At 60.3% G+C, this 24,173-nt stretch carries 15 protein-coding genes; 11 read left to right on the forward strand and 4 right to left on the reverse strand.

Translation table 11 applies throughout. The features are described 5' to 3' along the window. Positions 1 to 24: 24 nt before the first annotated feature. From ACFSR7_RS17740 to ACFSR7_RS17750, 3 genes are all read right to left on the reverse strand, one after another. The gene (locus ACFSR7_RS17740) at positions 25 to 1,290 is read right to left on the reverse strand and encodes an ATP-binding protein (protein WP_378163807.1); all 1,266 of its coding nucleotides are present in this window, start codon (positions 1,288 to 1,290) and stop codon (positions 25 to 27) included. 27 nt (positions 1,291 to 1,317) lie between these two features. After that, on the reverse strand, positions 1,318 to 4,734 hold the full coding sequence (locus tag ACFSR7_RS17745; RefSeq protein WP_378163808.1) for a response regulator: 3,417 nt from the start codon (positions 4,732 to 4,734) through the stop codon (positions 1,318 to 1,320). A 122-nt stretch (positions 4,735 to 4,856) separates the two neighbouring features. Beyond that, the gene (locus ACFSR7_RS17750; protein ID WP_378163810.1) at positions 4,857 to 5,717 is read right to left on the reverse strand and encodes a helix-turn-helix domain-containing protein; all 861 of its coding nucleotides are present in this window, start codon (positions 5,715 to 5,717) and stop codon (positions 4,857 to 4,859) included. A 129-nt stretch (positions 5,718 to 5,846) separates the two neighbouring features. Between ACFSR7_RS17750 and ACFSR7_RS17755 the strand changes: the two genes are divergently transcribed. Next, positions 5,847 to 7,136, forward strand: a complete 1,290-nt coding sequence (locus tag ACFSR7_RS17755; RefSeq protein WP_378163812.1) for a Gfo/Idh/MocA family protein — start codon at positions 5,847 to 5,849, stop codon at positions 7,134 to 7,136. Positions 7,137 to 7,251: 115 nt separating this feature from the next. On the opposite strand, the gene ACFSR7_RS17760 is transcribed toward ACFSR7_RS17755, so the two are convergent. Further along, the gene (locus ACFSR7_RS17760; RefSeq protein WP_378163814.1) at positions 7,252 to 8,115 is read right to left on the reverse strand and encodes a helix-turn-helix domain-containing protein; all 864 of its coding nucleotides are present in this window, start codon (positions 8,113 to 8,115) and stop codon (positions 7,252 to 7,254) included. Positions 8,116 to 8,281: 166 nt separating this feature from the next. On the opposite strand from ACFSR7_RS17760, the gene uxaC reads away from it, so the two are divergent. The 10 genes from uxaC (at position 8,282) to ACFSR7_RS17810 (ending at position 23,874) form a co-directional block, all read left to right on the forward strand. Further along, positions 8,282 to 9,736, forward strand: a complete 1,455-nt coding sequence (uxaC, locus tag ACFSR7_RS17765) for a glucuronate isomerase (protein WP_378163816.1) — start codon at positions 8,282 to 8,284, stop codon at positions 9,734 to 9,736. Next, the gene (locus ACFSR7_RS17770) at positions 9,733 to 11,292 is read left to right on the forward strand and encodes a tagaturonate reductase (protein ID WP_378163818.1); all 1,560 of its coding nucleotides are present in this window, start codon (positions 9,733 to 9,735) and stop codon (positions 11,290 to 11,292) included. Before uxaC ends, ACFSR7_RS17770 begins: the two co-directional genes overlap by 4 nt. Next, the gene (locus ACFSR7_RS17775) at positions 11,289 to 12,962 is read left to right on the forward strand and encodes a UxaA family hydrolase (protein ID WP_378163820.1); all 1,674 of its coding nucleotides are present in this window, start codon (positions 11,289 to 11,291) and stop codon (positions 12,960 to 12,962) included. Before ACFSR7_RS17770 ends, ACFSR7_RS17775 begins: the two co-directional genes overlap by 4 nt. Positions 12,963 to 13,209: 247 nt before the next feature. Then, positions 13,210 to 14,913 carry a glycoside hydrolase family 3 protein gene (locus tag ACFSR7_RS17780; RefSeq protein ID WP_378163822.1) on the forward strand — a complete coding sequence of 568 codons (1,704 nt, stop codon included), beginning with the start codon at positions 13,210 to 13,212 and terminating at the stop codon, positions 14,911 to 14,913. A gap of 707 nt (positions 14,914 to 15,620) precedes the next feature. Beyond that, positions 15,621 to 17,408 carry a sensor histidine kinase gene (locus ACFSR7_RS17785; protein ID WP_378163823.1) on the forward strand — a complete coding sequence of 596 codons (1,788 nt, stop codon included), beginning with the start codon at positions 15,621 to 15,623 and terminating at the stop codon, positions 17,406 to 17,408. A gap of 2 nt (positions 17,409 to 17,410) precedes the next feature. After that, positions 17,411 to 18,955: a response regulator transcription factor gene (locus tag ACFSR7_RS17790; protein WP_378163825.1), complete on the forward strand. Its 1,545-nt coding sequence runs from the start codon at positions 17,411 to 17,413 to the stop codon at positions 18,953 to 18,955. Positions 18,956 to 19,232: 277 nt separating this feature from the next. Continuing rightward, entirely contained in the window at positions 19,233 to 20,579 is a 1,347-nt protein-coding gene (locus ACFSR7_RS17795) for an ABC transporter substrate-binding protein (protein ID WP_378163827.1), read from the forward strand. Positions 20,580 to 21,018: 439 nt separating this feature from the next. After that, the gene (locus ACFSR7_RS17800) at positions 21,019 to 21,921 is read left to right on the forward strand and encodes a carbohydrate ABC transporter permease (RefSeq protein WP_378163828.1); all 903 of its coding nucleotides are present in this window, start codon (positions 21,019 to 21,021) and stop codon (positions 21,919 to 21,921) included. A gap of 124 nt (positions 21,922 to 22,045) precedes the next feature. Beyond that, positions 22,046 to 22,819, forward strand: coding sequence for a carbohydrate ABC transporter permease (locus ACFSR7_RS17805; RefSeq protein WP_378164627.1), 774 nt, complete (start codon positions 22,046 to 22,048; stop codon positions 22,817 to 22,819). A gap of 26 nt (positions 22,820 to 22,845) precedes the next feature. Beyond that, positions 22,846 to 23,874 (forward strand): glycoside hydrolase family 88/105 protein, encoded by a 1,029-nt coding sequence (locus ACFSR7_RS17810; RefSeq protein WP_378163830.1) that lies wholly within the window; start codon positions 22,846 to 22,848, stop codon positions 23,872 to 23,874. Positions 23,875 to 24,173: the final 299 nt, after the last annotated feature.

Here is a 24,173-nt window from a genome sequence, read left to right on the forward strand (position 1 = left end):
TCGTCACCCAGAGCGCCTGCAATGTCAAGAGAGAGCGGGCTGTATGACGGTATCTTCCGCTTCCACGGCTGTCGTTTTGATCGTAAATACGAATGCCGCGCCTTGGAATACGTCTTTTTTCGCATAAATTCGTCCGCCCATCAGCTCCACCAGCGTCTTGCAGATCGACAGTCCGAGTCCCGTGCCGCCGTTCTTGCCGCCCTGCGTTCCTTCGAGCTGGGAGAACGGCTGGAACAGCCTGTGGTATTGCCCTTCCGGGATGCCCGCTCCGGTATCCGCCACGGCGAATTCCAGCTCCAGCTCCGCGTCCTGCCGGCGCAGCAGCCGTGCATAGACGCGAACGCCGCCTGTAGAAGTGAATTTGACGGCATTGCCGATCAAGTTGTTGAGCACCTGACGCAGCCGGTTGGGATCCCCGAGCAGCAGCGAAGGAATCGCGGGATCGATCTCCGTCGTCAGCGTCAGCCCTTTCTCGCGGAGCAAAGCGATGAACAGGTCCGCCGTTTCCTTCATGCAGTTTGCCAGGTTAAACGGCGCGAGCTCCAGGTCCATTTTGCCGGACTCGATCTTGGAAAAGTCGAGAATGTGGCTGATGATCGAGAGCAGCGCATTTCCGCTGGTGCGGATAATGTCGACCATGTCGCGGTCCGATGCACGAAGCTCGGATTCCATGAGGAGCTCCGACATCGCGATAATGCCGTTCAGCGGCGTTCTCAGCTCGTGGCTCATCGTCGCGAGGAAGCCCGATTTAATCTGGGAGGCCGTCTCCGCCGTTTCCTTCATTAGCGTCAGCTCGCGGTTCGCTATCTCCATTTGCTGCGCCTGCGCTTCCAGCTCGCTCGTTTTCGCCTCGAGCTCTTGCGTTTTGGCGGCTAATTCCTTCGTCTGGCGCTCCAGCTCGAGACGCGTCAGATAGAGGCGCACGAAGCCGTCGATCTTGCTCTTCAGCACCTCCGGATGCACGGGCTTCGTCATAAAGTCGATCGCGCCGGCCGAGTACGCTTGCTTGTAGTTGTCCAGCTCCGACGTCAGCGAGGTGAGGAAGATGATCGGAATATCCTGCGACTTTTTGCGTGTCTTGATGCGCCGGGCCGTTTCGAAGCCGTTCATGTCCGGCATCAGCACGTCCATGATAATGAGCGCGAAGTCGTTTTTGAGCAGGCACTTAAGCGCCTCGGCGCCTGACGAAGCGGAGACGAGCTTGTACGGCGAATCGGCAAGAATCGCTTGAATGGACAAGAACTCATCGGGCCGATCGTCGACAAGAAGGATGTGAACGCGGTGTCCCATTGCTGGCTGTCATTCCTTCCGACGGGTCTATTTGATGAGCCACGCCTTGAGAAGCGTGACGAGCTGGGTCGTATTAATCGGCTTGGCGATATAGTCCGAAGCGCCGGCGCGAAGGCATTTCACGCGGTCGCCTTCCATCGCTCTGGCGGTCAACGCGATAATGACCAGGTTTTCGAACTGCGGCATCTGGCGGATGCGCTGCATCGTCTCGTAACCGTCCATCTCCGGCATCATGATGTCCATGAAAACGAGATCCACGTCCGGATGAACGCTCAGGTGCTGCAGCGCTTCCTTGCCGTTCTGCGCGAAGCTGATATCCATATTGTAGCCCTCGAGCACGCTGGATAGCGCATAAATATTGCGCATATCGTCGTCCACGAGCAAAATCTTTTTGCCTTCGAACGCGGCTTCCGGATTATGCAGCTTTTCGATGAGGAGCTGCTTGTCCGGCGGCAGGTCCTCGTGCTTGCGGTGCAAATACAGCGCGGTCTCGTCGTAAAGGCGCTCCATCGACTGTACGTTTTTGAGCACGATGCTCTCGGCGTAGTGCCGAAGCCGGAGCTCCTCTTCCTTGCTGAGATCGCGGCCCGTGTAAATGATGACCGGCAGCGTCTGCAGCTTGCGGTTCGTCTTGACCTGCTCCAGCAGCTCGAAGCCGGAGATGTCGGCAAGGCCGAGATCGAGCACCATGCAGTCGAAGTGCTGGGCGTTCAGCTGATCGAGCGCCTCCTTACCGGAGGCCGCGGCTGTCACGGATACGTCGGGGTGCGCGATAAAGGCGACCAGACTGCTGCGCAGCGCGGCATTGTCCTCGACGATCAACAGGTTTTTGACCGGACGCCGGATGTACGATTCGATCCGCAGGAACGCGGCTTCAAGCTCCGAGCGATCGGTCGGCTTTTTCCAGAAGTCCAATGCGCCCATGGAGAGCCCTTGCTTGCTGTCGTCGGCCGTGGAGATGACGTGCACGGGGATATGACGCAGCTCGGGCCGGCTCTTGAGCCTGCTGATGATCGCCCAGCCGTTGAGGACGGGGAGGTCGGCGTCGACGACGATCGCGTCCGGCTTGTAGGCGTGAGCGAGCGCGAGCCCCTGGTCGCCCTGCAGAGAGACGATCGCCTTGAAACCGCGCTTGCGCGCAAGCTCGAGCAGAATGGACGCGAACGACGCTTCTTCCTCGATGATGAGCAGCGTCGTATCTCCGGGCTGCAGATCGTTCCGGTCGTCGTCCATCACGGCATGCTGAAGCAGCTTCGGGTTGGAGATCGAGATGTCCGGCACGAACGATTCGTAAAACTCGGCAATGTCCGCGCCGGGGCGCGGCGAAGCCTTAAATTCGACCGGCGCAGGCTCGTGGAATGCCGGTCGCTGCGCCGGTTCCGGGACGGACGCAGGCTCGGGCCGGGGCGCCGAGGCAGCGGGGGCTTCCTTAGCAGCAGCAGGCGTTGCCGCCGTTTGTTCGGATGTCTGGTCCGCTTCGGGAACGGACTTCGCGGCTTGCTCCGACAGGAGCAGGGTAAAGGCGCTTCCTTTGCCGGGTTCCGACGAGGCTTCGATCCGTCCGCCGAGCAGCGAGGCGAGCTGGCGGCAGATGCTGAGACCGAGTCCCGTTCCGCCGTACTTGCGGCTGGTCGTACCGTCTGCCTGCTGGAACGCTTCAAAGATGCTGTCGAGCTTTTCTTTCGGAATGCCGATGCCCGTATCTCTTACCTCGAAGAAAATGTCTTCCGGATTCGCCTCGCTCCGGCCAACCGTTAACGATACCTGGCCCTTCTCCGTAAACTTGAAGGCGTTGGAGAGCAGGTTCGCCAGAATCTGCTGCAGCCGGTGGCCGTCGGTCCGGAAAGAAGCCGGCAGCCTCGAATCGAGGCGGACGCGCAGCTCGATTCCTTTGCCGCGCGCGACTTGATCGAACGTGCGATACGCATGGTCGACGACGTCCTGGACTTGTACCGTCTCGAATACGGCTGCCATCTTGCCGGCTTCGAGCTTGGCCAGGTCGAGAATCTCGTCGATGAGCCGGAGCAGATCCTTGCCCGCCGAGAAGATCGTGTGGACGTATTCGAGCTGCTTGGGCTGTAGATTGCCCGCCCGGTTCTCCGCGAGAATCTGCGACAGAATCAGGAGGCTATTGAGCGGGGTGCGCAGCTCGTGAGAGACGTTGGCGAGAAATTCGGATTTGTACTGCGCGGCCCTAAAAATCTCTTCGGCATGCTGCTGGATCTCGTCTTTCTGCCGCGCGGTAAGCACCATTTCTTCCTGCAGCTGCTCATTGGAGGCGCGCAGCTCGTCCGCCTGAACTCGAAGCTCCTCCGCCTGGTCGGCGAGCGAATCCGCCTGCTGCTCGATCTCCTCCTTTTGCCGGGCGAGGGACTCGGCCTGCTGAGCGATCTCTTCCTTCTGTCGCGCGGTCAGCAGTATTTCCGTGCGCAGCGTCTCGTTGGCTTCGCTGATTTGCCTGGCTTGTGCATCGAGCTCTTCGGTCTGGGTGCGAAGCTCCTCGGTCTGCGCGGTCAGCTCCTCGGTCTGCGCCAGCAGCTCTTCCGTTTGCGCTTCGAGCTCTTCCTTCTGGTACTGGGTATGGCGCAGCAGTTCGTCGATCCGCGCGATATCGGCCAGCGTATTGAACAAAATGCCCATGCTCGCGGATACCCGGTCGATCAACTGGCGTTCGCGCGGGGAAAAGGCGTGAAGGGAAGCCAGCTCTACGACGCCGACGGTCTCGTCCTCGTAGCGGATCGGCACGAGGACGAGGTAGGCGGGGGGCGTCTCGCCTAACGCCGAGCGGATCTTGATATAGTCTGCCGGCAGGTCGCTCATGACGATCGGATGCTTGTCCAGCGCGGCCTGGCCGACCAAGCCGGAGCCGAGCGGGATCGGCTTGCGGGCTTCCCCCGAATCGTCATAGGCATAACCCGCGGTAAAGTGCAGCGCGTCGTCGCGCTTCACGTACAACGCGCCGCAGTTTGCGCCCAGCGCGCCGGCCAGCTTGCCCATGAAAATGCGGGAAGCTTCCTGCACCTGCACGGAGCCTTGAAGCAGGATCGCCATCTCGGATACGTTGGCGTTGATCCAGATCTCGTTCTCGGCATCTTCGCGAAGCTGCCGCTCCTGCTCTGTCTTATGATGGAGCGACATCGCCAGTTCCCGGAAGCGGCGCGCGAGCTGGCCGAATTCGTCTTCGGCCGTATCATCGTGCACGGATGCGTCCGTCCTGCCGGCCGCCATATCGTCCACGATCCGGGTTATTCGCCGCATGCCCGTGAAGATGCTCCGGTGCACGGTGGAGATCAGGTAGGCGCCGACAGCAAGGCCGAGGGCGCCCAGCGTGATCGAAACCCCCAATATTCGTCCGCTCGTATAGACGGAAGCGATGGCCGTCATGCCCCCGAGAAGGAGCAGAAACGCGAGGCCAAGGCCCCAAATCTTCTTGGTGATATTCATAAAGACCGCCTTTGCGTCGGGATGATAGACTGTGTAGATATACTTGCTGATATCTGCTGCATACAATTATAGCTTTCCTGCCGGCAGATAGATATAGAACATCCCTTGCGATCGGCTTAAGATTAGCCCGTGCGCCGAAACTGGGCTCTGTAGCTTCGCGGCGTCATGCGCGTAAAGGTTTTAAACACCTTTTCGAAATGCGAAAAATTATCGAATCCGGCCTCTTCCGATACTTCCGTAATACGCGCGTCCGTCTCCCGGAGCAGCCGCTGCGCCTCTTTGACCCGCGTGATTCCTACGTATTCGGCAATGCCAAAGCCGGTGCACCGTTTAAAAGTACGGCTCAGGTAGCTTGGGCTCAAGTAGAAGCGGCTGCTAAGCTTGTCCAGCGTGATCGGCTCGCGAAAATTCGCGGCGATATACCGTGCGACTTCGGTCATTTTGGCCGCCGTCGGCGAAGACTCTTCCTCGGCTTCGGCCTCCGCGCCGAGCGCGTGCCGGGCCGCGAACAGCAGCACCTCCGCAGCCGCATGCCGGATCGGCAGCTCGCTGCCTGGCGGGCGATCCTGAATCTCGCGCAGCATGCCGTACAGCAGCTGTTCGATCCGCAGGCGCTCCGGGGCGCCAAGCCGCAGCAAGCGGCGGGTGCCAAGGAACGGCGAGCGCAGCAGTGCGGCTTCAGACTCGCCGAACTGCGCAAAGTACCGTTCGTCATAATAGAGCACGACGCGCTCGTGGTTGGGCACGCCGGTATCGCTTGTCTTGTGGACCTCGTCTCCGGGGATGATGACAAGGTCTCCGGGCTGAACCTGATACGCGCGGTCCTTAATGAAGTAGAACCTCTCGCCGCCGAGCAGGTAATAAAGCTCGTGCTGTCCGTGCATATGGTCGGAGACCATCGAATAATGGCCTTTCCTCCGATTGTATTCTACGTAAAAAGGATCGTGCGGGTCTCCGTATCGAAGCGTGCTGCTCAAGTTCAAGCCAATCGCCTCCCAGAGGACAAAAAATGCGGGTTTTCAAGAATAATAACATAAATTGCGGAGCGAATAAGCACATTTTGCGGTACATTTTCCTCAGAAGATCCTTAAAGACGAGGAGAGATGGCAAAGATGGCAAAAAAGACATACGTACTGGTAGGCGCAGGAGGGAGAGCGGAGTTTTTTTACTCGGCGATCGCCACTTCGTACCGGGAGACGAGCGAGCTGATCGCGTTCTGCGACATCAACCAGACCCGCATGGACTACGCGAACAAGCTGCTGACGGAAAAGTACGACTATCCGGCGGTACGCACCTATAAGAGCAATGAATTCGAACGGATGATCGAGACCGAAAAGCCGGATGCCGTCATCGTGACGAGCGTCGACCGGACGCACCATACGTATATTATCCGCGCGCTGGAGCTTGGCTGCGACGTCATCACCGAGAAGCCGATGACGGTCGACGAGGAGAAGTGCCAGGAAATTCTCGATGCGGTCGAACGGACGGGACGGAGCGTGCGCGTGACGTTCAACTACCGCTACGCCCCCCACCACACGAAGGCACGCGAGCTGATCGCGAGCGGCGTCATCGGCGACGTGACTTCGATCCACTTCGAATGGCTGCTGAACACGCAGCACGGCGCGGATTACTTCCGCCGCTGGCACAGGGACAAGCGCAACAGCGGCGGCCTGCTCGTGCACAAGTCGACGCACCACTTCGACCTGGTGAACTTCTGGATCGGTTCGCAGCCGGACACCGTGTTCGCGATGGGCGACCTGCTCTTCTACGGCCGCGAAAATGCGGAGAAGCGCGGCGTCACCAAGTTCTACGAACGCGCGACGGGCAATCCCAACGCCGCGGGCGATCCGTTCGCCCTGCCGCTCGACGACAATCCGCATCTGAAGGCGATGTATCTCGACGCCGAGGCCGAGGACGGCTATCGGCGCGACCAGAGCGTATTCGGCGACGGCATCTCGATTGAGGACACGATGAGCGTGCTCGTAAAGTACAAGAACAAAGCGCAGCTCACTTACTCGCTGAACGCCTACCTGCCTTGGGAGGGCTATCAGATCGCGTTTAACGGCACGAAGGGCCGCATCGAGATGAAAATCGTCGAGCAGTCGTACGTTAATTCGGGTGGCGACAAGGCGCTCGAGGGCGCGGTGCAAGGCGTCACGATTCTCGTGTTCCCGATGTTCGGCGAGCCGTACAAGGCCGAATTCGAGATGGGCGAGGGTGGCCACGGGGGCGGCGATCCGGTGCTGCTGAATGACATCTTCGGCGTCCCGGTGGAGGACGAGTACCATCGCGCGGCGAATCACGTCGACGGCGCGCGCTCCATTTTGACGGGTATCGCGGCGAACAAGTCGATTCGCACCGGCCAGGCGGTCAAGGTCGACGAGCTCGTGAAGTTTTATTAAAAAGACCGATTATAATACAAAGCGCATGAGCGACAGGCGCCTCTCCGTCCGGGGTGGCGTCTTTGCGGCTAGTCCGGGCGCCGGGACGAATCCGGGCGGGCTTGGCTGTCCGGGTCTAGCCATGCGGCCGATCGTGCAGCTTGCGGTACTGCATCGGCGTCAGCTTGGCCGTCTTTTTGAACGTGCGCTCGAAATGCGTCACGCTCTCGAAGCCGCACGCCGCCGCGACGTCGATGATCTTGCGGTTCGTTTCGCGCAGCAGCGTCTGCGCTTCCCGCACCCGGATCAGGTTCAGATAGCCGACCAGCGTAAAGCCGGTCACCGCCTTGAAGGTTCGGCTGAGGTGAGAGGGGCTCATGTAAAAGCGGGCGGCCAGGTCCGGCAAAGTCACGTTGTCCGAGTAGCGCGCATTCAAATGTCTGACGACGTCCGCGATCTTGCTGTGAAGCGGATGGGCCGCAGCCTGTCCTTCCTCGTCGCCGGAATCCGGCAGCCGGGAAGCCAGCAGCAGCAGCTCCGCGAGAAGCAGGCGCAGCCCGGTCTCGAAGCCCGGCTGACGGCCTGCAATTTCGGCGCCCATCCGGTTCAGCAGGGCGAGCACGCCGGTCTGCTCGTAGGACGACAGGCGGAAGACGCGCGATCCGCCGCGGAACATGCGGAACAGCTCGTCGTAGTATGGCAGCCGCTCCATGCCCAGAAAGGCGTCGCTGAAGTTGATGACGACGCGCTCATGCGCGTGCGAGTCCTTCATCGAGGATTTGTGCACCTGCTGCTTGTCGATGAATACGAGCGAGCCGGCGGCGATATGATGCGTTTCTTCTTTAATAAAGTAGAGCCGCTCGCCCGAAACGAGGTAATAAATTTCGTACGTGCGGTGGTAGTGGTTGGTCCGTTCGAAGGGCCGGGTCCGGCGTATGCGGTGGTAGTAAAAGTCCGATTCTTCGTCGCCGTAGGTCAAAGCGTCCGCCTCGTCGTACATCCGCGCCTCTCCTTTCCGCTTTAACCTGAGCTCGATCGTCTGCATCCGAGCAAAATAAGTTGATTTTTTATAATATAAGCAAAAATCGCGGAGACTTCCAACCTTTTTTGCGGTACGCTGTGGATGGAAAGCGATTGCATATTACGATGTGGAGGTTGATTATCCTGTGAGAGCGTTCATGGACGACCGCTTCCTGCTGAATACCGATACGGCCGCGATGCTTTACGAGCAATTCGCTGCGCCGATGCCGATTATCGATTACCATTGCCATCTCGATCCCAAGGCAATCTACGACAATGAACCGTTCGCGAACCTGACCGAGGTGTGGCTGTACGGGGATCACTACAAGTGGCGGGCGATGCGCGCGAACGGCATCCCGGAGCAATACGTCACCGGGGGCGACGGCGTCTCCGACTACGACCGGTTTCTGGCCTATGCGAAAACCGTGCCGATGACAATCGGCAATCCGCTCTATCATTGGTCGCATCTCGAGCTGCGCCGCCTGTTCGGTATCGACGAGCTGATCAACGAGAAGAACGCGCCGGTCATCTGGGAAAAGGCGAACGCCAAGATCAGCGGAGGCGGCTTCACGCCGCAGGACCTCGTGCGCGGCTCGAACGTTCGCGTCGTCTGCACGACCGACGACCCGGCGGACACGCTCGAATACCACCGCAAGTTGATCGAAGAGGACCGCCACGGATTCCAGGTGCGCCCGTCGTTCCGTCCTGACAAGGCGCTGGAGATCAACCGGGCGACGTTCCTCCCCTGGCTGGGCCGACTTCGCGAGGCTTGCGGCTATGAGCTGTCCGACTACGGCATGCTCTTGAAGGCGCTGGGTGAGCGCGTACAATTTTTCCACGACACCGGCTGCCTGCTGTCCGACCATGCGATCGATACCGTCATGCATGCGGAAGCGACGCAGGAGCAGGCCGCGGCGATCTACGAGAAGGCGCTGCGCGGGGAAGCCGTGTCCCTTCACGAAGAGGCGCAGTACAAGACGTTTACGCTGTTGTTCCTGGGCCGCCAGTATGCCGCGCGCGGCTGGACGATGCAGCTGCACATCCATGCGCATCGCAACAACAATACGGCGATGTTCGAGCGCCTCGGCCCCGATACCGGCTTCGATTCGATCAACGCGGGCGCGCTCGCGGGTCCGCTCGTCAAGCTGCTCGACGGGATCGAGAAGCAGGGCGGCCTGCCTCGCACGATTCTGTATTCGCTCAACGCCGGGGACAACGACGTGCTGGCCTCGATTATCGGCAGCTTCCAGGGGGATGGCATTCCCGGCAAAATCCAGCTCGGCTCCGCCTGGTGGTTCAACGATACGATCGACGGCATGCTCGCGCAGCTGAAGTCGCTCGCGAACATGGGGCTGCTGAGCCGATTCGTCGGCATGCTGACGGATTCCCGCAGCTTCCTGTCGTATCCGCGGCATGAGTATTTCCGCCGTATTCTGTGCAATCTGCTCGGCGAATGGGTCGAGTCGGGCCTCGTGCCGGCCAACACGGAGCTGCTCGGCGAGATTGTCGAGGGCGTCTGCTACCGCAACGCGGAAGCCTACTTCCGGTTCAACGCCGACGCCGCCCGCATCGAGATCGCGCGGACGGAGAGCGGCGTATGAGCGGGGGCGCGGGCGCGGAGCGCGCTGACGCAGCGAACGCAGCAACTGCCGAGGACTTGGCGACGCTGCCTCGTCTGAGCCGGGTGACGCTGAACGAAGCGGCGGTTGCGCGTTACGACTGGATGAAGGCATATCCGGTCAAGGTGCTGCAGATCGGGGAAGGCAATTTCCTGCGGGGCTTCGCGGATTGGATGATCGACCGGTGCAATCGGCAGGGGCTGTTCGAAGGCAGCGTAGTCGTCTGTCAACCGCGACCGTCGGGCGCGGTCAAGCTGGCCGAATTGCGGGAGCAGGACGGCTTGTATTACCAGTGGATTCGGGGTCTGCAGGACGGCCGTCCGGTCGACGAGCTGGACCTGGTCTCGGTGTTCGCGCTGACAGTCGATCCATACGCGGAGTGGAATCGTTTCCTGGCGCTGGGGGAAGAGCCGGCGCTCGAGATCGTCGTCTCCAACACGACAGAGGCAGGGCTGGTCTACCAGGCGTCCGAATGGCAGCCGGAGCGGCCGATTCTGTCGTATCCGGGCAAGCTGACGGCGCTGCTGTACCGGCGGTTCGAGACGTTCGGCGGCGATCCGGCGAAGGGAATGCTGCTGCTCCCATGCGAGCTGGTCGAGCACAACGGCGACAAACTGCGGGAAATCGTGCTGCGGCATGCGGAGGACTGGGGATTGCCGGAGGCGTTCAAAGCGTGGATCCGCGAGCACAACCGTTTTCTCAACAATCTCGTCGACCGGATCGTGACCGGTTATCCGGCGGAGGAGGCCGAGGCGCGCTTTGCTGCACTGGGTGCAGAAGACCGGCTGCTTAATGCGGCGGAGCCGTATCATCTGTGGGCGATCGAGGGAGAGGCCGCGCTGGACGCGCGGCTGCCGCTGGCGAGCGCCGGACTGAACGTGCTGTGGACGGACGACCTGCGGCCGTATCAGTTGCGCAAGGTGCGCATCCTGAACGGCGCGCACACGCTGATGGCGAGCGTCGGGCTGCTGAACGGGCTGGAGACGGTCGGCGAGGCGGTCACGCATCCGGTTTACGGCGAATGGATCCGCGACGCGATCATGAACGAGATCGTGCCGTCGGTGCCGCTGCCGGAGGAAGACATGCGCCGCTACGCGGGCGAGGTGCTGGAGCGCTTCGCGAATCCGCACGTCCGGCACAAGCTGTCGGATATCGCGCTGAACAGCCTGTCCAAGTTCAAGGTGCGGCTGCTGCCGACGCTTGAAGCATACACAGAGCGAACCGGCGGACTGCCGCCGCGGATCGTGGAGGCGTTCGCCTCGCTGCTGCGGCTGTACCGCGCACGGGAGACGGGGGACGGCGGATTCTCGGGCAGCCGGCTGAACGGCGAGCCCGTTGCGTTGCGCGACGACGCGGCGGCGCTGGCGGACCTGGCCGGGCTATGGGCGCGTCTGGACCGGGGAGAGCTGGCAATGGAAGCTCTCGTGGCGGACATCCTCGGCCGCACCGGTTGGTGGGGACGGGATCTTGCTGAAATCGAAGGGCTGCGCGCGGCGCTGACCGGAACGTTGACGAAAATGGAGGCGAGCGCATCATGAGCGAGACGGATAGGACGCAGGCGGCGGCCGGCATCGTTGGCGGTGCCGAAGCAGCAGGATCGGCAGCGGCAACCGTTGCGGCTGTCGCAGCGAGCGACACCGTCGTGCTGAATCCGCGCGACCAGGTGGCGATCGCGCTGCGCGACATTCCTGCCGGGGAGACCGTAGATTGGTCGGACGGCGCGGGCGTCGAGGGCACGGTGCGCGCGCTGCAGGACGTGCCGCGCGGGCACAAGCTGCTGATCCGGCCGGTCGCGGCCGGACAGCACGTGAACAAGTTCGGTTATTCGATCGGCATCGCGAAGGAAGACATCGCGGCCGGCCAATGGGTGCATACGCACAATCTCAAGACGGGTCTCGGCGCGGTGCTGAATTATACGTATAAGCCGCTCTCAGAAGCAGGCGGCGCGTTCGCAGCGGATTCGGCACCCGGCGATCCGCCCGGTGGAACCGCTGCGCAATCTGCATCCCCGGAGACTGCCTTTCCCGTCGGACAATCCACCTTCAAAGGCTACGTACGCGACGACGGCGAAGTCGGCATCCGCAACGAGATCTGGATCGTGAACACCGTCGGCTGCATCAACAAGACGTGCGAGACGCTCGCCCGTCTGGCGTCGCGGCAGTTCGAGGGGCGAGGCATCGACGGCGTGTTCCACTTTCCGCATCCGTACGGCTGCTCGCAGCTCGGAGACGACCTGACCGCCACGCAGAAGCTGCTGGCTGCGCTCGTGCGTCACGGCAACGCGGCCGGCGTGCTCGTCATCGGCCTCGGCTGCGAGAACAACCAGGTCGACGCCTTTAAGAAGGTCATCGGCGATTACAGCCCCGAGCGCGTGAAGTTTATGAAGTCGCAGGAGGTCGAAGACGAGCTGGAAGAGGGGCTGTCGCTGATCGGCGAGCTGGTCGATTACGCGGAGCGCTTCACCCGGACGGAGGTGCCCCTGTCCAAGCTCCGCATAGGGCTCAAATGCGGGGGCTCCGACGGTTTCTCCGGCATCACCGCCAACCCGCTCGTCGGCCGGGTGGCCGACGCCATCACGTCGGTCGGCGGCACGGCGCTGCTGACCGAGGTGCCGGAGATGTTCGGCGCGGAGACGATTCTCATGGAGCGTGCGGCCGACGAGGCCGTTTTCGGGGACATCGTGAAGCTCGTCAACGACTTCAAGGATTATTTTATCCGCCACGGCCAGGAGATCTACGAGAATCCGTCGCCGGGCAACAAGGACGGCGGCATCACGACGCTCGAGGAGAAGTCGCTCGGCTGTACGCAAAAAGGCGGCCACGCGACGGTCACCGACGTGCTGGCGTACGGCGAACCTTCGCGCAAGCCGGGGCTCAATCTCGTGCAGGCGCCGGGCAACGATCTCGTCTCGGTCACCGCCCTGTCCGCCGCGGGCGCGCATGTCGTGCTGTTCACGACCGGGCGCGGCACGCCGTTCGGCGGCCCGGTACCGACCGTGAAGATCGCCACCAACACGCAGCTCGCGGCCCGCAAGAAAAACTGGATCGACTTCAACGCGGGCCGTCTGATCGAGGGCATGAGCATGGACGCGCTGCGGGACGAACTGCTCGCGCAGATCGTCTCGCTCGCCTCCGGCGAGAAGCAGACGAACAACGAGCGGAACGGATTCCGCGAGATCGCCATTTTTAAGGATGGCGTCATCCTGTAATCCGTCGCGTTGGCCGATTAGACAGTTGAAGAAGCGCCCCAAGTCATTTTCATGACGCTGGAGCGCTTCTTTTTTTCGTCCTGTCCGCCTCCGTACAGTAAAGTTAAAAATGGACAGTCCGTCAGGCAACAAAATTGGATATTTTACAGTAGGCGCGCCCCGCCCAAGACCCCATACTGGTCGATGAACGCACTTACAGCGCAAAGGCCGGCACGACCGGCATGCATGCTTGGAAGGGGAGAGTACCTTGCTTACGAACAACGATTCGGCGCTTCTCGACGTCAGGCTCGCGGACTTGTCCATCAGGGAGAAAATCGGGCAGACCGTCGTCCTGCTGTCCGGCCGGGCGCAAGAAATTGAAAAGCACGGCAGTCTTGAAGCCTTTTTGGAGCGTTACCCGGTTGGCGGCTTTTTTGTCGGCGCCGAGATTATCAAGGATGTCATGACAAGCAACGGCTTCGAGCAGGTAAAAGAAGCGACCGAGCAGTATCGGGCGGCGACCCGCATCCCGCTCATCTTCGCCTCGGATCTGGAAAATGGCTGCGGCAGCATGATTCCCGGCCTCACGAAGCTGCCGTTTCCGATGGCGCTCGGCGCCACGCGCAGCGAGCAGCTCGCGTACGATTACGGCAAGGCGACCGCGCTTGAGGCGGGTCTTGCGGGCGTGAACTGGACGTTCTCGCCGGTCGCCGACCTGAACGTCAACCGCTTTAATCCGATTACGGCGATCCGGGCGATCTCCGACAAGCCCGCTTGGGCAATTCCGCTCTTGAAGGCGGTCGTGCGAGGCATGCAGGATTACGGGTTGGCGGCGACGGCGAAGCACTTCCCGGGCGACGGCGTCGACTATCGCGATCAGCATATGTCGACGACGGTCAATTCGCTGTCGCGCGAGGAATGGCTCGCGCAGCACGGCGCGGTGTTCCAGGCGCTCGTCGACGACGGGGTCGCGTCCATCATGACGGGGCATATCGCGCTGCCCGCGTTCCAGTCACAGACCGCTCTTGGCAGCCGCTACCTGCCGGCGACGCTGTCTGCGGAGCTGAGCGATGTGCTGCTTAAGCAGCAGATGGGCTTCAAGGGCGCCATCGTCAGCGACGCGCTGATCATGGGCGGCTATCTGAAATGGTACGAGCGCAACGAGGCTTACCTGCACACGCTGAACGCAGGGACGGACATGCTGCTGTGGCCGGAGCTGACGTACTTCGAGGCGGCGGAAAGAGCGCTGGAGACGGGCGAGCTGACGATGGAACGGCTGGACGATGCGGTGGAGCGCGTGCTGCAAATGAAGCGTCGGTTCGGCGTGCTGGCGGCGAAGGAAGAAGCGCCTGCGATCGCGGCGCGCGGCGAAGCTTCCGCAACGAGCGAGCCTGCTTATGAGGTGGAGGTACCGGGTGTCAGCCTGGAACAAGCCGACATCGCCGCCTTCGCGGAGCGCACGGCGCAAAGCGTAGCGGAGGGTGCGCTGACGCTCGTCCGAGACGAGGACGGCCTGCTGCCGCTGGCGTCCAGCGCGGTGCGCAAGGCGCTCATCATCGGCATCAGTCCGTCGACGGCCGACTACGACGACCTGATCACGCTCAAGGAAGCGTTCGAGCGGCGAGGTGTCGAGGCGGAACTCATCCGCAACGTCTGGTACGAGGATCTGATCGAGCGGGAGCCGGAGGTCGACCTGATCGTCTATGCGCCGATCCTGCGGCATCATCATCCGATGGGGCCGCTCGCTTTCAGCGCCGAGGAAGCCTCCGCTTGCTGGAGCGCGTTGACGGCCGGCAGGGATAAGACAGTCGTAGCCTCCTTCGGCTCGCCGTACCTCATCGCCGACTACTTCGACATGGCGCCGGTCGCCGTGAATGCGTACAGCAACGTGCCGGCTTCCCACGAGGCGTTCGTACGCGCGTTGTTCGGCGAGATTCCGTTCACGGGCGTTGCGCCGGTCGACAATCTGTAATCGATACGCAGCAGCATAGCCGGCCAAAAGGGATGAAGCAGAGCGATAATTCTGCTTTATCCCTTTTTTTGAAGAACAGACAGTATAGGGGGCGGCATTCGCGGACAATGAAGCGCGCTATCCACATACTGGAGCTTTCGAAAGTTTGGCGGTTTATAAAGCCTGCATTTGTACATGTATTTTCAGCCGACACGCGACACTTGATGAAATTCCTGCAAATGTGCAGGTAAATGCAATACGCAAGCCGGAAATCCGGCTGAAGGCGTAAAATAACTGCGCTTTTGCATCTATCCTGTTTAAAAGGGTCGACATCGGCGGAAATAGATGTATATTTGCAGGCATTGCCGCGAAAGAACGGCGCGGGCGACGATACGCGGGCCCATTGACGATACGCGGACCCATTGGAAAGGATGTCGGATGAGCCATCGACAGGCATTCCGCGCCACTCCAGTTGCGGATATCCGCCAAACTTAAAGGACCGTCAGGGCGATCTGCGATCTACGCGGACGGTTTTTCTTAGCATGCTCGCCGGCCCCGGCGGATTCCTCTGAATTTTGAACATTTCCCCCTGATTCGCAGCGGGGCGGAGATGCCGAGATGTGTAGTAAAATGAGGCTTAACGGCCGGCTTGTCCGCCGAGCGGCGCTTGCTTGTCCGCGTGCTCCGGCGTTCCTGAAGCCCGTCCTCCCGCGAAGGAGCATATTCCGATGCGCAAACGGTTCGGATTCGATTTTTACCGCAACATGCGGATACGCAACAAGCTGTCCTTGCTGATTGCGCTCATCGTGGCGCTTTCTTTTTCCGCGACGCTGCTCGTGCAGCAGTACGCGTTTTCCATTTACGACAGCCAGATTTACACCAAGTCGTCGCAGGTGCTGAATCTGTCCTCCTCCGCCATCGAAGCGGAGCTGAAGCGCATCCGGCAGATCTCGTACAACGTGATGGCGGACGGACAGGTCCAGTCGCTGCTGAAGAAAATCGCGAATCCGGAGACCAGCGATTACGACCGGCTGCTGCTGCGGCGCGATCTCGTCGACCGGCTGCTCAACTATACCGGCACGGAGCCGTACTTGCTCTCGATCCAGCTGTACGATGCGCTCGGCCACGAGAATGCAGCGGGAAACATCAAGGCGCTGAACGACGCGAAAGTCGCGGACCTGTTAAGCCGGTCCGACCGGGCGGAGGGGGAGCAGGTGCTGCTCTATCCGGACGAGAGCGACAATGCGCTGGTCACAGCGAGAAAGGTGCGGGCTTACGAGGGCACCGACTTCAGCCTCAAGCGGCTCGGCATGCTCGTCATCCGCATCAATATCGAGCGAATCGTGCGCGAAAATGCGCCTGCGGAAGGCGAGCTGCTTATCCGGTCCGGCTCGGACATCGTATATCCCGTTCATCCTGCGTTTGCGGACGTCGGGTTGGACGAGCAGGAGAGCCGTAACGGCAGCGGGTATTTCGTCGGCAGCTTCGGCGGCGAACGGTACTTCGTATCGCATATCGAATCGGGCAATTCGGGTTGGATGTACTTCAACCTGACGCCGTTCAACCAAATCTTCGAACGCATCATTTTCATCAAGGAGCTCGTCGTGTTCGTGTTCGTCGGTCTCCTCGTCGTGGTGATCGCGTGGGGCTTCCGGTTTTCGCGCAGCATGACACGCCCGATTGACGATCTGATCGCCCGCATGCGGCTCGCCGAACGGGGCAACTTCGAGGAAGCCAACCTTTTGTCGATGGACACGGCCAGCGTGCCGCGCGACGAGGTCGGCTTGCTGCACCGTTCGTTCCGCATCATGATCGAGCGCATCAACACGCTGATTACGGAGAATTTCAAGAGCCGGCTGCTGGTGAAAGAAACCGAATTCAAGGCGCTTCAGGCGCAGATCAATCCGCATTTTTTGTACAACACGCTCGAGTCGATCAATTGGATGGCCAAGATCAACCGGCAGCCGCAAATCTCTCAGATGGTCGAGGCGCTCGGCTTCCTGCTGCGCAATTCGATCTCGCTCGGCGACCCGCTTATCCCGCTGCGTGAGGAGCTGGGGCTCGTGGAAAGCTACGTGACGATCCAGAAGTATCGGTTCGAGGAACGCCTGGAATTCGAAACGGACATTCCGGACGCGCTCCTGGGGCGCACCATCCCCAAGCTGACGCTGCAGCCTTTACTCGAGAACGCCGTCAACTACGCGGTTGAGCCTTCGATGTCGCCCTGCCGAATCGTGATCCGCGCCAGGGAGTCATCTTCGGAGGGGCTGCTGCTGACCGTCGAGGATTCGGGGCCGGGAATGGACACCCGCATGCTGGAGCGGCTCCGCAGCGGAGAAGCACGAGGCCAGGGCAGGGGCATCGGCCTGCTCAACATCGACGAGCGCATCAAGATCGCGTTCGGCGAAGCCTACGGCGTCCGCGTGGAGAGCGAGCCGGGACGCGGCACCCGCGTCACGCTGGCGCTGCCCGCCGAGGATGCGCGGATCGAGTCGAGCGGAATGAAGGAGGATTGACCATGTACAAGGTATTGCTGGTAGACGACGAACGGCTCATTTTGGAAGGCATCTCCCGCATCGTCGATTGGGCTTCGGCGGGCACCGTTCTCGCCGGCACGGCGCGCAACGGCGCGGAGGCGTTCGAGCGAATAGCGGAGCTCGCGCCGGATATCGTCATCACGGACGTCAAGATGCCGATCATGGACGGTTTGCAGCTGGTGGAAAAAGCGAGCGAAGCTTACCCGCATATCCGGTTTATCGTGCTGTCGGGCTTCGGCGAATTCGAATATGCGAGCCGCGCGATGCATTACGGCGTCAAGCATTATCTCCTCAAGCCGACCAACGAGCACAAGATCGCCGGCGCGCTCGCCGAGCTGATCGCCGAGCTCGGCCAGGAGGCGCGGCGCGAAGCGTTTTTGCAGCAAATGAAGACAGAGATGGATGCCGTCATGCCGCACGTCAAAGAGCAATTCCTGAAGGAGTTCGTGACGAACAAGACGTTCGGCATCCGGGATTGGGAGCGGTACAGACAGCTGTTCAAGCTCGACTACGATTACCGGGTGCGGCTGATCCTGTTCCAGCTGCAAGCGCCGTTCGAGTTCGAGCATCTGTTCGCGGTGCGGAACATCGCGGGCGACGTGCTCGCGCAGCCGCTGCTCAGCACGACCATCGGCGATCATGTGCTGCTGGTCATCCGGGAGGAAGGCGACGGCGAAGGGCTCCAGCACAAGCTGGGCCGCATACGCGATATTTTCCAAAGCTACTATAAGCTGAAAACGACGGTCGCGCTAAGCGAGCCCGATCACATTACCAACGCGCGCGGTTTGTACAGGGAGACGTTGTCCTGCCTGAACTACGGCTTCTACGTCGAGGAGGGCAGCCTGATCACGCGCAAGGATACGCTTTTGCCGAGCCGGGACGATTCGTTCGCGTACGACGAAGAACGGCTGTGCATGGCCGTGCGATCGGGTAATCTCGAGGAGGCTGAGGCCGCGCTGACCGAATTCATCGGCGGCTTGAAGGAAGCCCAGCTCGACATCGGCGTCGCCAAGTCGTACGTGCTTCAGCAGTTCGTCGCGCTGATCCGGCTGTGCGAGCCTGGGCGAATGGGCGACTATTACCGAAAGTTACCCGCGCTGGTCGAGTTGACGACGCTCCATGCGATTCAAGCCTTTTTGGAAGAGGCGGCCAAGGAGATCGCGCGATGGAACTACGAGCAGAACGTGAACAAGCATAGCGCTATCGTGCGCAAGGTGATCGCGATCGTCGAGGCCCAGCTTGCCAATCCGGAGCTGTCGCTGAACTGGGTGGCGCAGGAAATGCTGTACATGAACGCCGATTATTTGGGCAAGCTTTTCAAAAAAGAAACGGGAGAAAAGTTTTCCGCCTTCGTCACCCAGTCGCGCATCAAGCAGGCGATGGCGGACATCGCCGCCGAGCCCGACGTGAAAATCTTCGAGCTGGCCGAGCGGCTGGGCTTTGGGGATAATCCGCAGTATTTCAGCCAGATTTTCAAAAGATACGCAGGCTGCACGCCTTCGGAATATATCAAGAGCTTGGGCTAAAGGAGCGGGCTTGCTCGTTCGCGGCGGCGGCTGCATGCACAAGACCTGTGGGAGATGGATCTTCCCGGTGGCGCGGCGGTGGCCGGCATCGCGATCATGCACAAGAATCATGCATGGCAGAAGCCTGCGAGGCACACCGATAAAGCGCTTTCCGAACTCTGTTTTTTATACAAACACCTCTGTTTTTTGAGTTAAAATCCTCCCGCATAAACGCAATAATAGTAAATGTAAGCACTATCAATTACGGCATTCATCGATCCTGGGGGAGGAACGAAATATGAAGAAATTAACGACGACGCTGGTCGCCGCGAGCTTGATGGTCGGTCTTGCCGCCTGCGGCTCCGGGAATAACGATGGCAACGCGAGCAGTGCTGCCGCAACCGGCAGCGCCGCAAGCAGCGCGAGCGCGACGGCCAAGAGCGACGACAAGCCGGTCACGGTGCGCGTAGCCTGGTGGGGCGGACAATCGCGCCACGACTACACGCTCAAAGTGATCGACATGTATGAAAAGCTGCACCCGAACGTGACGATCGAGCCGGAATACGCGGCGTTCGACGATTACTGGAAGAAGCTCGCCCCGCAAGCGGCGGCCAACCAGCTGCCCGACGTCATCCAGATGGATATCTCCTATCTTAACCAGTATGCGGGCCGCAACCAGCTGGCCGATCTGACCCCGTACACCGAGAGCGGCAAGCTCGATGTGAGCTCGGTAGCCGAGACGACGCTCGCCGGCGGCAAGCTCGACGGCAAGCTGTACGCGATGAACGCAGGTTCCAACGCGCTCACGATGATGGTCGACCCGGCCATGTTGAAGTCGCTCGGCATCGAAGAGCCGGCAGCCGACAAAGGTTGGACGTGGGATGAGTTCGTCGCGCTCGGAGACAAGGCGAAGGCACAGGGCAAGCTGCTGTTCAGCGATTTGCGTCATGACGTTTTCTTCCCGTTCTACCTGCGCGGCCAAGGCAAGCTGCTGTATGCGGCGGACGGTACGAAGCTCGGCTACGACGACGACAAGCTCTTTATCGATTATTACAACAAGTATCAGGAATGGTACGACAAGGGCTACACGCTGTCGCTCGACAAGCTGTCGCAGAGCAAGGGAACGCCCGAAGAGGATCTCGTGGCGCTCGGCACGGCGCTGTCGTCGAACCAATGGTCCAACCAGTTCATCGGCATCTCCGCCGCGGCGAAGCGCGAGCTCGATCTGCTGCCGGTCCCGGGCTGGGATTCGAACAAGGCGCTCTTCCTGAAGCCTAGTATGTACTTTACGGTAGCCAACTCGTCCAAAGTGAAGGATGCCGCCATCGACTTCATCAACTACTTCATCAACGACGTCGAAGCGAACAAGGTTATCCTCGGCGAGCGCGGCGTGCCGGTATCGTCCAAGGTTCAAGAAGCGATCCGTCCAAACCTGACGCCGGAGCAGACCAAAGTGTTCGACTACGTCGCTTGGGCGGAGAAGAACAGCAGCGAGATGAACCCGCCGAACCCGGTGGGCGCCGTCGAAGTCGACGCGCTGCTCAAGGCCGAGGTCGAGAAGATTTTGTATAAGCAGATTACCGTCGAAAAGGGTGCAGCGGAGTTCCGCGAGAAAGCGAACGCGATTCTGGCGAAAAACAAATGACTTCAAGCCGTCCGGTTATCGGGCGGGCACTGAGCCGGTCCCTGCGCGAACAATCGCGCGGGGCCGTTTTTTGCGGTATGTGTGTGAAAAGCGGTGATCAGCTGCCAGACTACACAAGTATGCATGCAGAGCAATAAGGGGGATGCGCCTTACGAGTGTGAGCTTGTCAACGTAGATCAACAGTTTACAGACTAGCCGAACTCCGGCCCCCCTAAGGGTAAAGAGTACGGCTTCGCTTACGTCTGCCTCGCCTGCCTGTCTGTCTGCCTGTCTATCCGCCCGATGAAGCTCCCAAAAACAGGCCTCCCACCCGCGGGAGGCCTGTTTTTTGAACAAAGAGAACGGTTTTTTGCCTTCTGGTTTTGGGCCTGAAATTTATAATTAGAGTATAAGGTATACGCTTACATTCGCGTACGCGACCAAGATTGGAGTGATCGAGATGACAAAGTTCCGGGAAAACAATCATTTGGTCGGATACTTGTTCACCGCGCCTTTTATTATCGGCTTCCTGATCTTCACGATGTTCCCGATGCTGGCATCGCTGTATTATTCGTTCACCGACTACAACCTGTTCGAGGCGCCGAATTGGGTCGGGTTCGACAACTATAAGACGATGTTCTCCGGCGACGATCAATACTGGAAATCGGTGCGGGTCACGTTCACGTACGTGGTCGCGAGCGTGCCGCTGCGGCTCGCATTCGCGCTGGCGGTGGCGATGCTGCTGAACAAGGCGATCGGCGGCATCGGCCTCTACCGCTCCGCCTATTATCTGCCCTCGTTGATCGGCGGCAGCGTCGCCGTGTCGATCATGTGGACGCAAGTGTTCGGCGACAAAGGTCTGCTCAACTCGTTCCTGAACTTGTTCGGCGCCCATGCGACCACGTCCTGGATCGGCTCGCCGGGTACGGCCATCTGGACGCTGATCGCCCTCTCGGTCTGGCAGTTCGGCTCCTCGATGCTGATCTTCCTGGCCGGCCTCAAGAGCATCCCGGCATCGCTGCACGAAGCCGCGAACGTGGACGGCGCGGGCCCGGTCCGCCGCTTCTTCAAAATCACGCTGCCGATGCTGAGCCCGATCATCCTGTTCAACCTGATCATGCAGACGATCTCCGCGTTCATGACCTTCACGCCGGCCTACGTCATCTCCCGCGGCGAAGGCGGCCCGCTCGACAGTACCCTGCTGTACTCGTTGTACCTGTACAAACGCGCTTTTCAATTTACCCAGATGGGTTACGCCTCGGCCATGGCTTGGGTCATGCTGCTAACGGTCGGCATCATCGCGCTGATTCTGTTCCAGACGTCCAAGTACTGGGTCCATTACGAATCGAAGGGAGAGAGCTAAGATGGCGGTTCCGGCAAAAGCGATGCTGGCGGGCAGCCCCGCAAAAACGAAGATTGCGCCGAATCCGGGCAAACGGTGGAAACCGATCTTATTCCATCTTATCGTCGGCCTGCTTGCACTCGTCATGATCTACCCGATTCTGTGGATGATCTCCAGCTCTCTGAAACCGAACGGCGAGATTTTCTCGCAGGCGTACAACTTGATCCCGAGCCGGATCGCATGGGAGAACTACCGGAGTGGCTGGGCGGGCTTTGCGGGGAATACGTTCACGACGTTCTTTAAAAATTCGCTCATCATCGTGGTGATCTCGACGATCGGCGCGGTCGCGTCCTCTGCGGTCGTGGCTTACGGCTTCGCGCGCATCCCGTTCGCGGGCAAGGGCTTCTGGTTCGGCTGCATGATGATGACGATGATGCTGCCGCACGACGTCACGATGATTCCGCAGTACGTGATGTTCTCCAAGATCGGCTGGCTGTCATCGTTCAAACCGGTCATCGTGCCGCAGTTTTTCGCCGTACCGTTCTTCGTATTCTTGATTATGCAGTTCATCCGCACAATCCCGCACGACCTCGACGAGGCGGCCAAGATGGACGGCTGCAGCAAGTACGGCATCTTTTTCCGTATCGTCCTGCCGCTCATCGTGCCGTCGATCGTCACGGCCGCGATCTTCTCCTTCTACTGGAGATGGGACGACTTCATCAACCCGCTGCTGTACCTGAACAATCCGAAGCTGTATCCGGTGTCGCTGGCGCTCAAGATGTTCCTCGACGGCGATTCGGTCAACAACTGGGGCGGCATGTTCGCGATGGCCACGCTGTCGCTCGTCCCGATCTTCCTTATCTTCTTCGTCTTCCAGCGTTATATCGTGGAAGGCATCAGCACCAGCGGACTCAAATAATGATCGGCGCAAAGGGGGAAACGGACATGCCAGCATTGCAATTCGACGAGGCGGAAGTGCGCGCGGCAATCGATAAGGTGGTCGACCGCACTTTCCGTATGGACTTCAACTGGGATTGGCCGGCGGGCGTCGCCTTCTATGGCGTATGCGAAGCCTACGAGGCGACCGGGAACAAGGCGTATGTGGAAAAGTTAAAGGCGTGGGTCGACGAACAGCTGGAGGACGGCATTCCCAGGTTGACGGTTAACGCGGTCTCGGTGGGACATTCGCTGCTCACGCTGCATAAGGCTACGGGCGAGCAGCTGTACCTGGATAAGGCGACGGAGATGGCGGAATTCCTCACGCACGAGGCGGTGCGCTTCGGCGAAGGCATCTTTCAGCACACGGTCAACTCGCATACGTACGACTTTCCGGAGCAGGCATGGGTGGACACGATGTTCATGGCGGGCTACTTCCTGCTGCGTGTCGGTCATCTGCTCGGCCGGCAGGACTACATTATGGACGGCATTCGCCAGTATCACGGACACGAGAACTGCCTGCAGGACCCCCGGACGAACTTGTACTACCATGGCTGGGACAATATTGGCGGCAATCATATGTCCGGCGTCTTCTGGGCGCGGGGCAATGCCTGGGCGGCGCTGACGATGGCGCGCGCGCTCGAGCTCGTCGACGTGCACCATGCGTCGTTTATGATCATCGAGGGCTCGCTGCGGGATCAACTGAGCACGCTCGTGCGGCTGCAAGACGAGGAGACGGGGCTGTGGCACACCGTGCTGGACGATCCGTCGTCTTATTTCGAGACGTCGGGCTCGGCCGGCATCGCCGCAGCGCTGCTGTCGCGCGGCCGTTTGTACAACAAGTCCGTGAACCGTTCCGTACGCGGCATTCTGGACCGGATCACCGAGGACGGCATGGTCTCGGGCGTATCGGCCGGAACCGCCGTCATGCGAGACGTCCAGGGCTACAAGGACACGTCGGAGAAGCGCATCCAGGGCTGGGGTCAGGGGCTCGCGCTGGTGTTCCTGTCGTCGCTGCTGGCCCGGCAGGAGTGGTAGGGCGGGTTTAGGAGCAACGGCGAGTGAAAAAATGCCGCGGGTAGAGGTGTGCGAAATCATGCAGTGGTCAGGGCGGCATGAAAAGCTGCATATCTGCAGGTAAATTCCGAGTGTGCGACAAATTGCTCGAAATAAATGCAAATATGCAGGCATTTAAACAGAATTGTCTTCAAAAGCCGGCTCACCGCCGGAAAACCTGTATATATGCAGGTACTTGCCGCAGCCACGGATGCTGGCCGATAAAAAGATGCATATCTGCAGGAATATCGCTCGAGTCACGGCATGTAAAAGGCCTTCAC

The sequence above is a fragment of the Cohnella sp. GCM10020058 genome, assembly GCF_042683485.1.
Lineage (GTDB): Bacteria > Bacillota > Bacilli > Paenibacillales > Paenibacillaceae > Cohnella.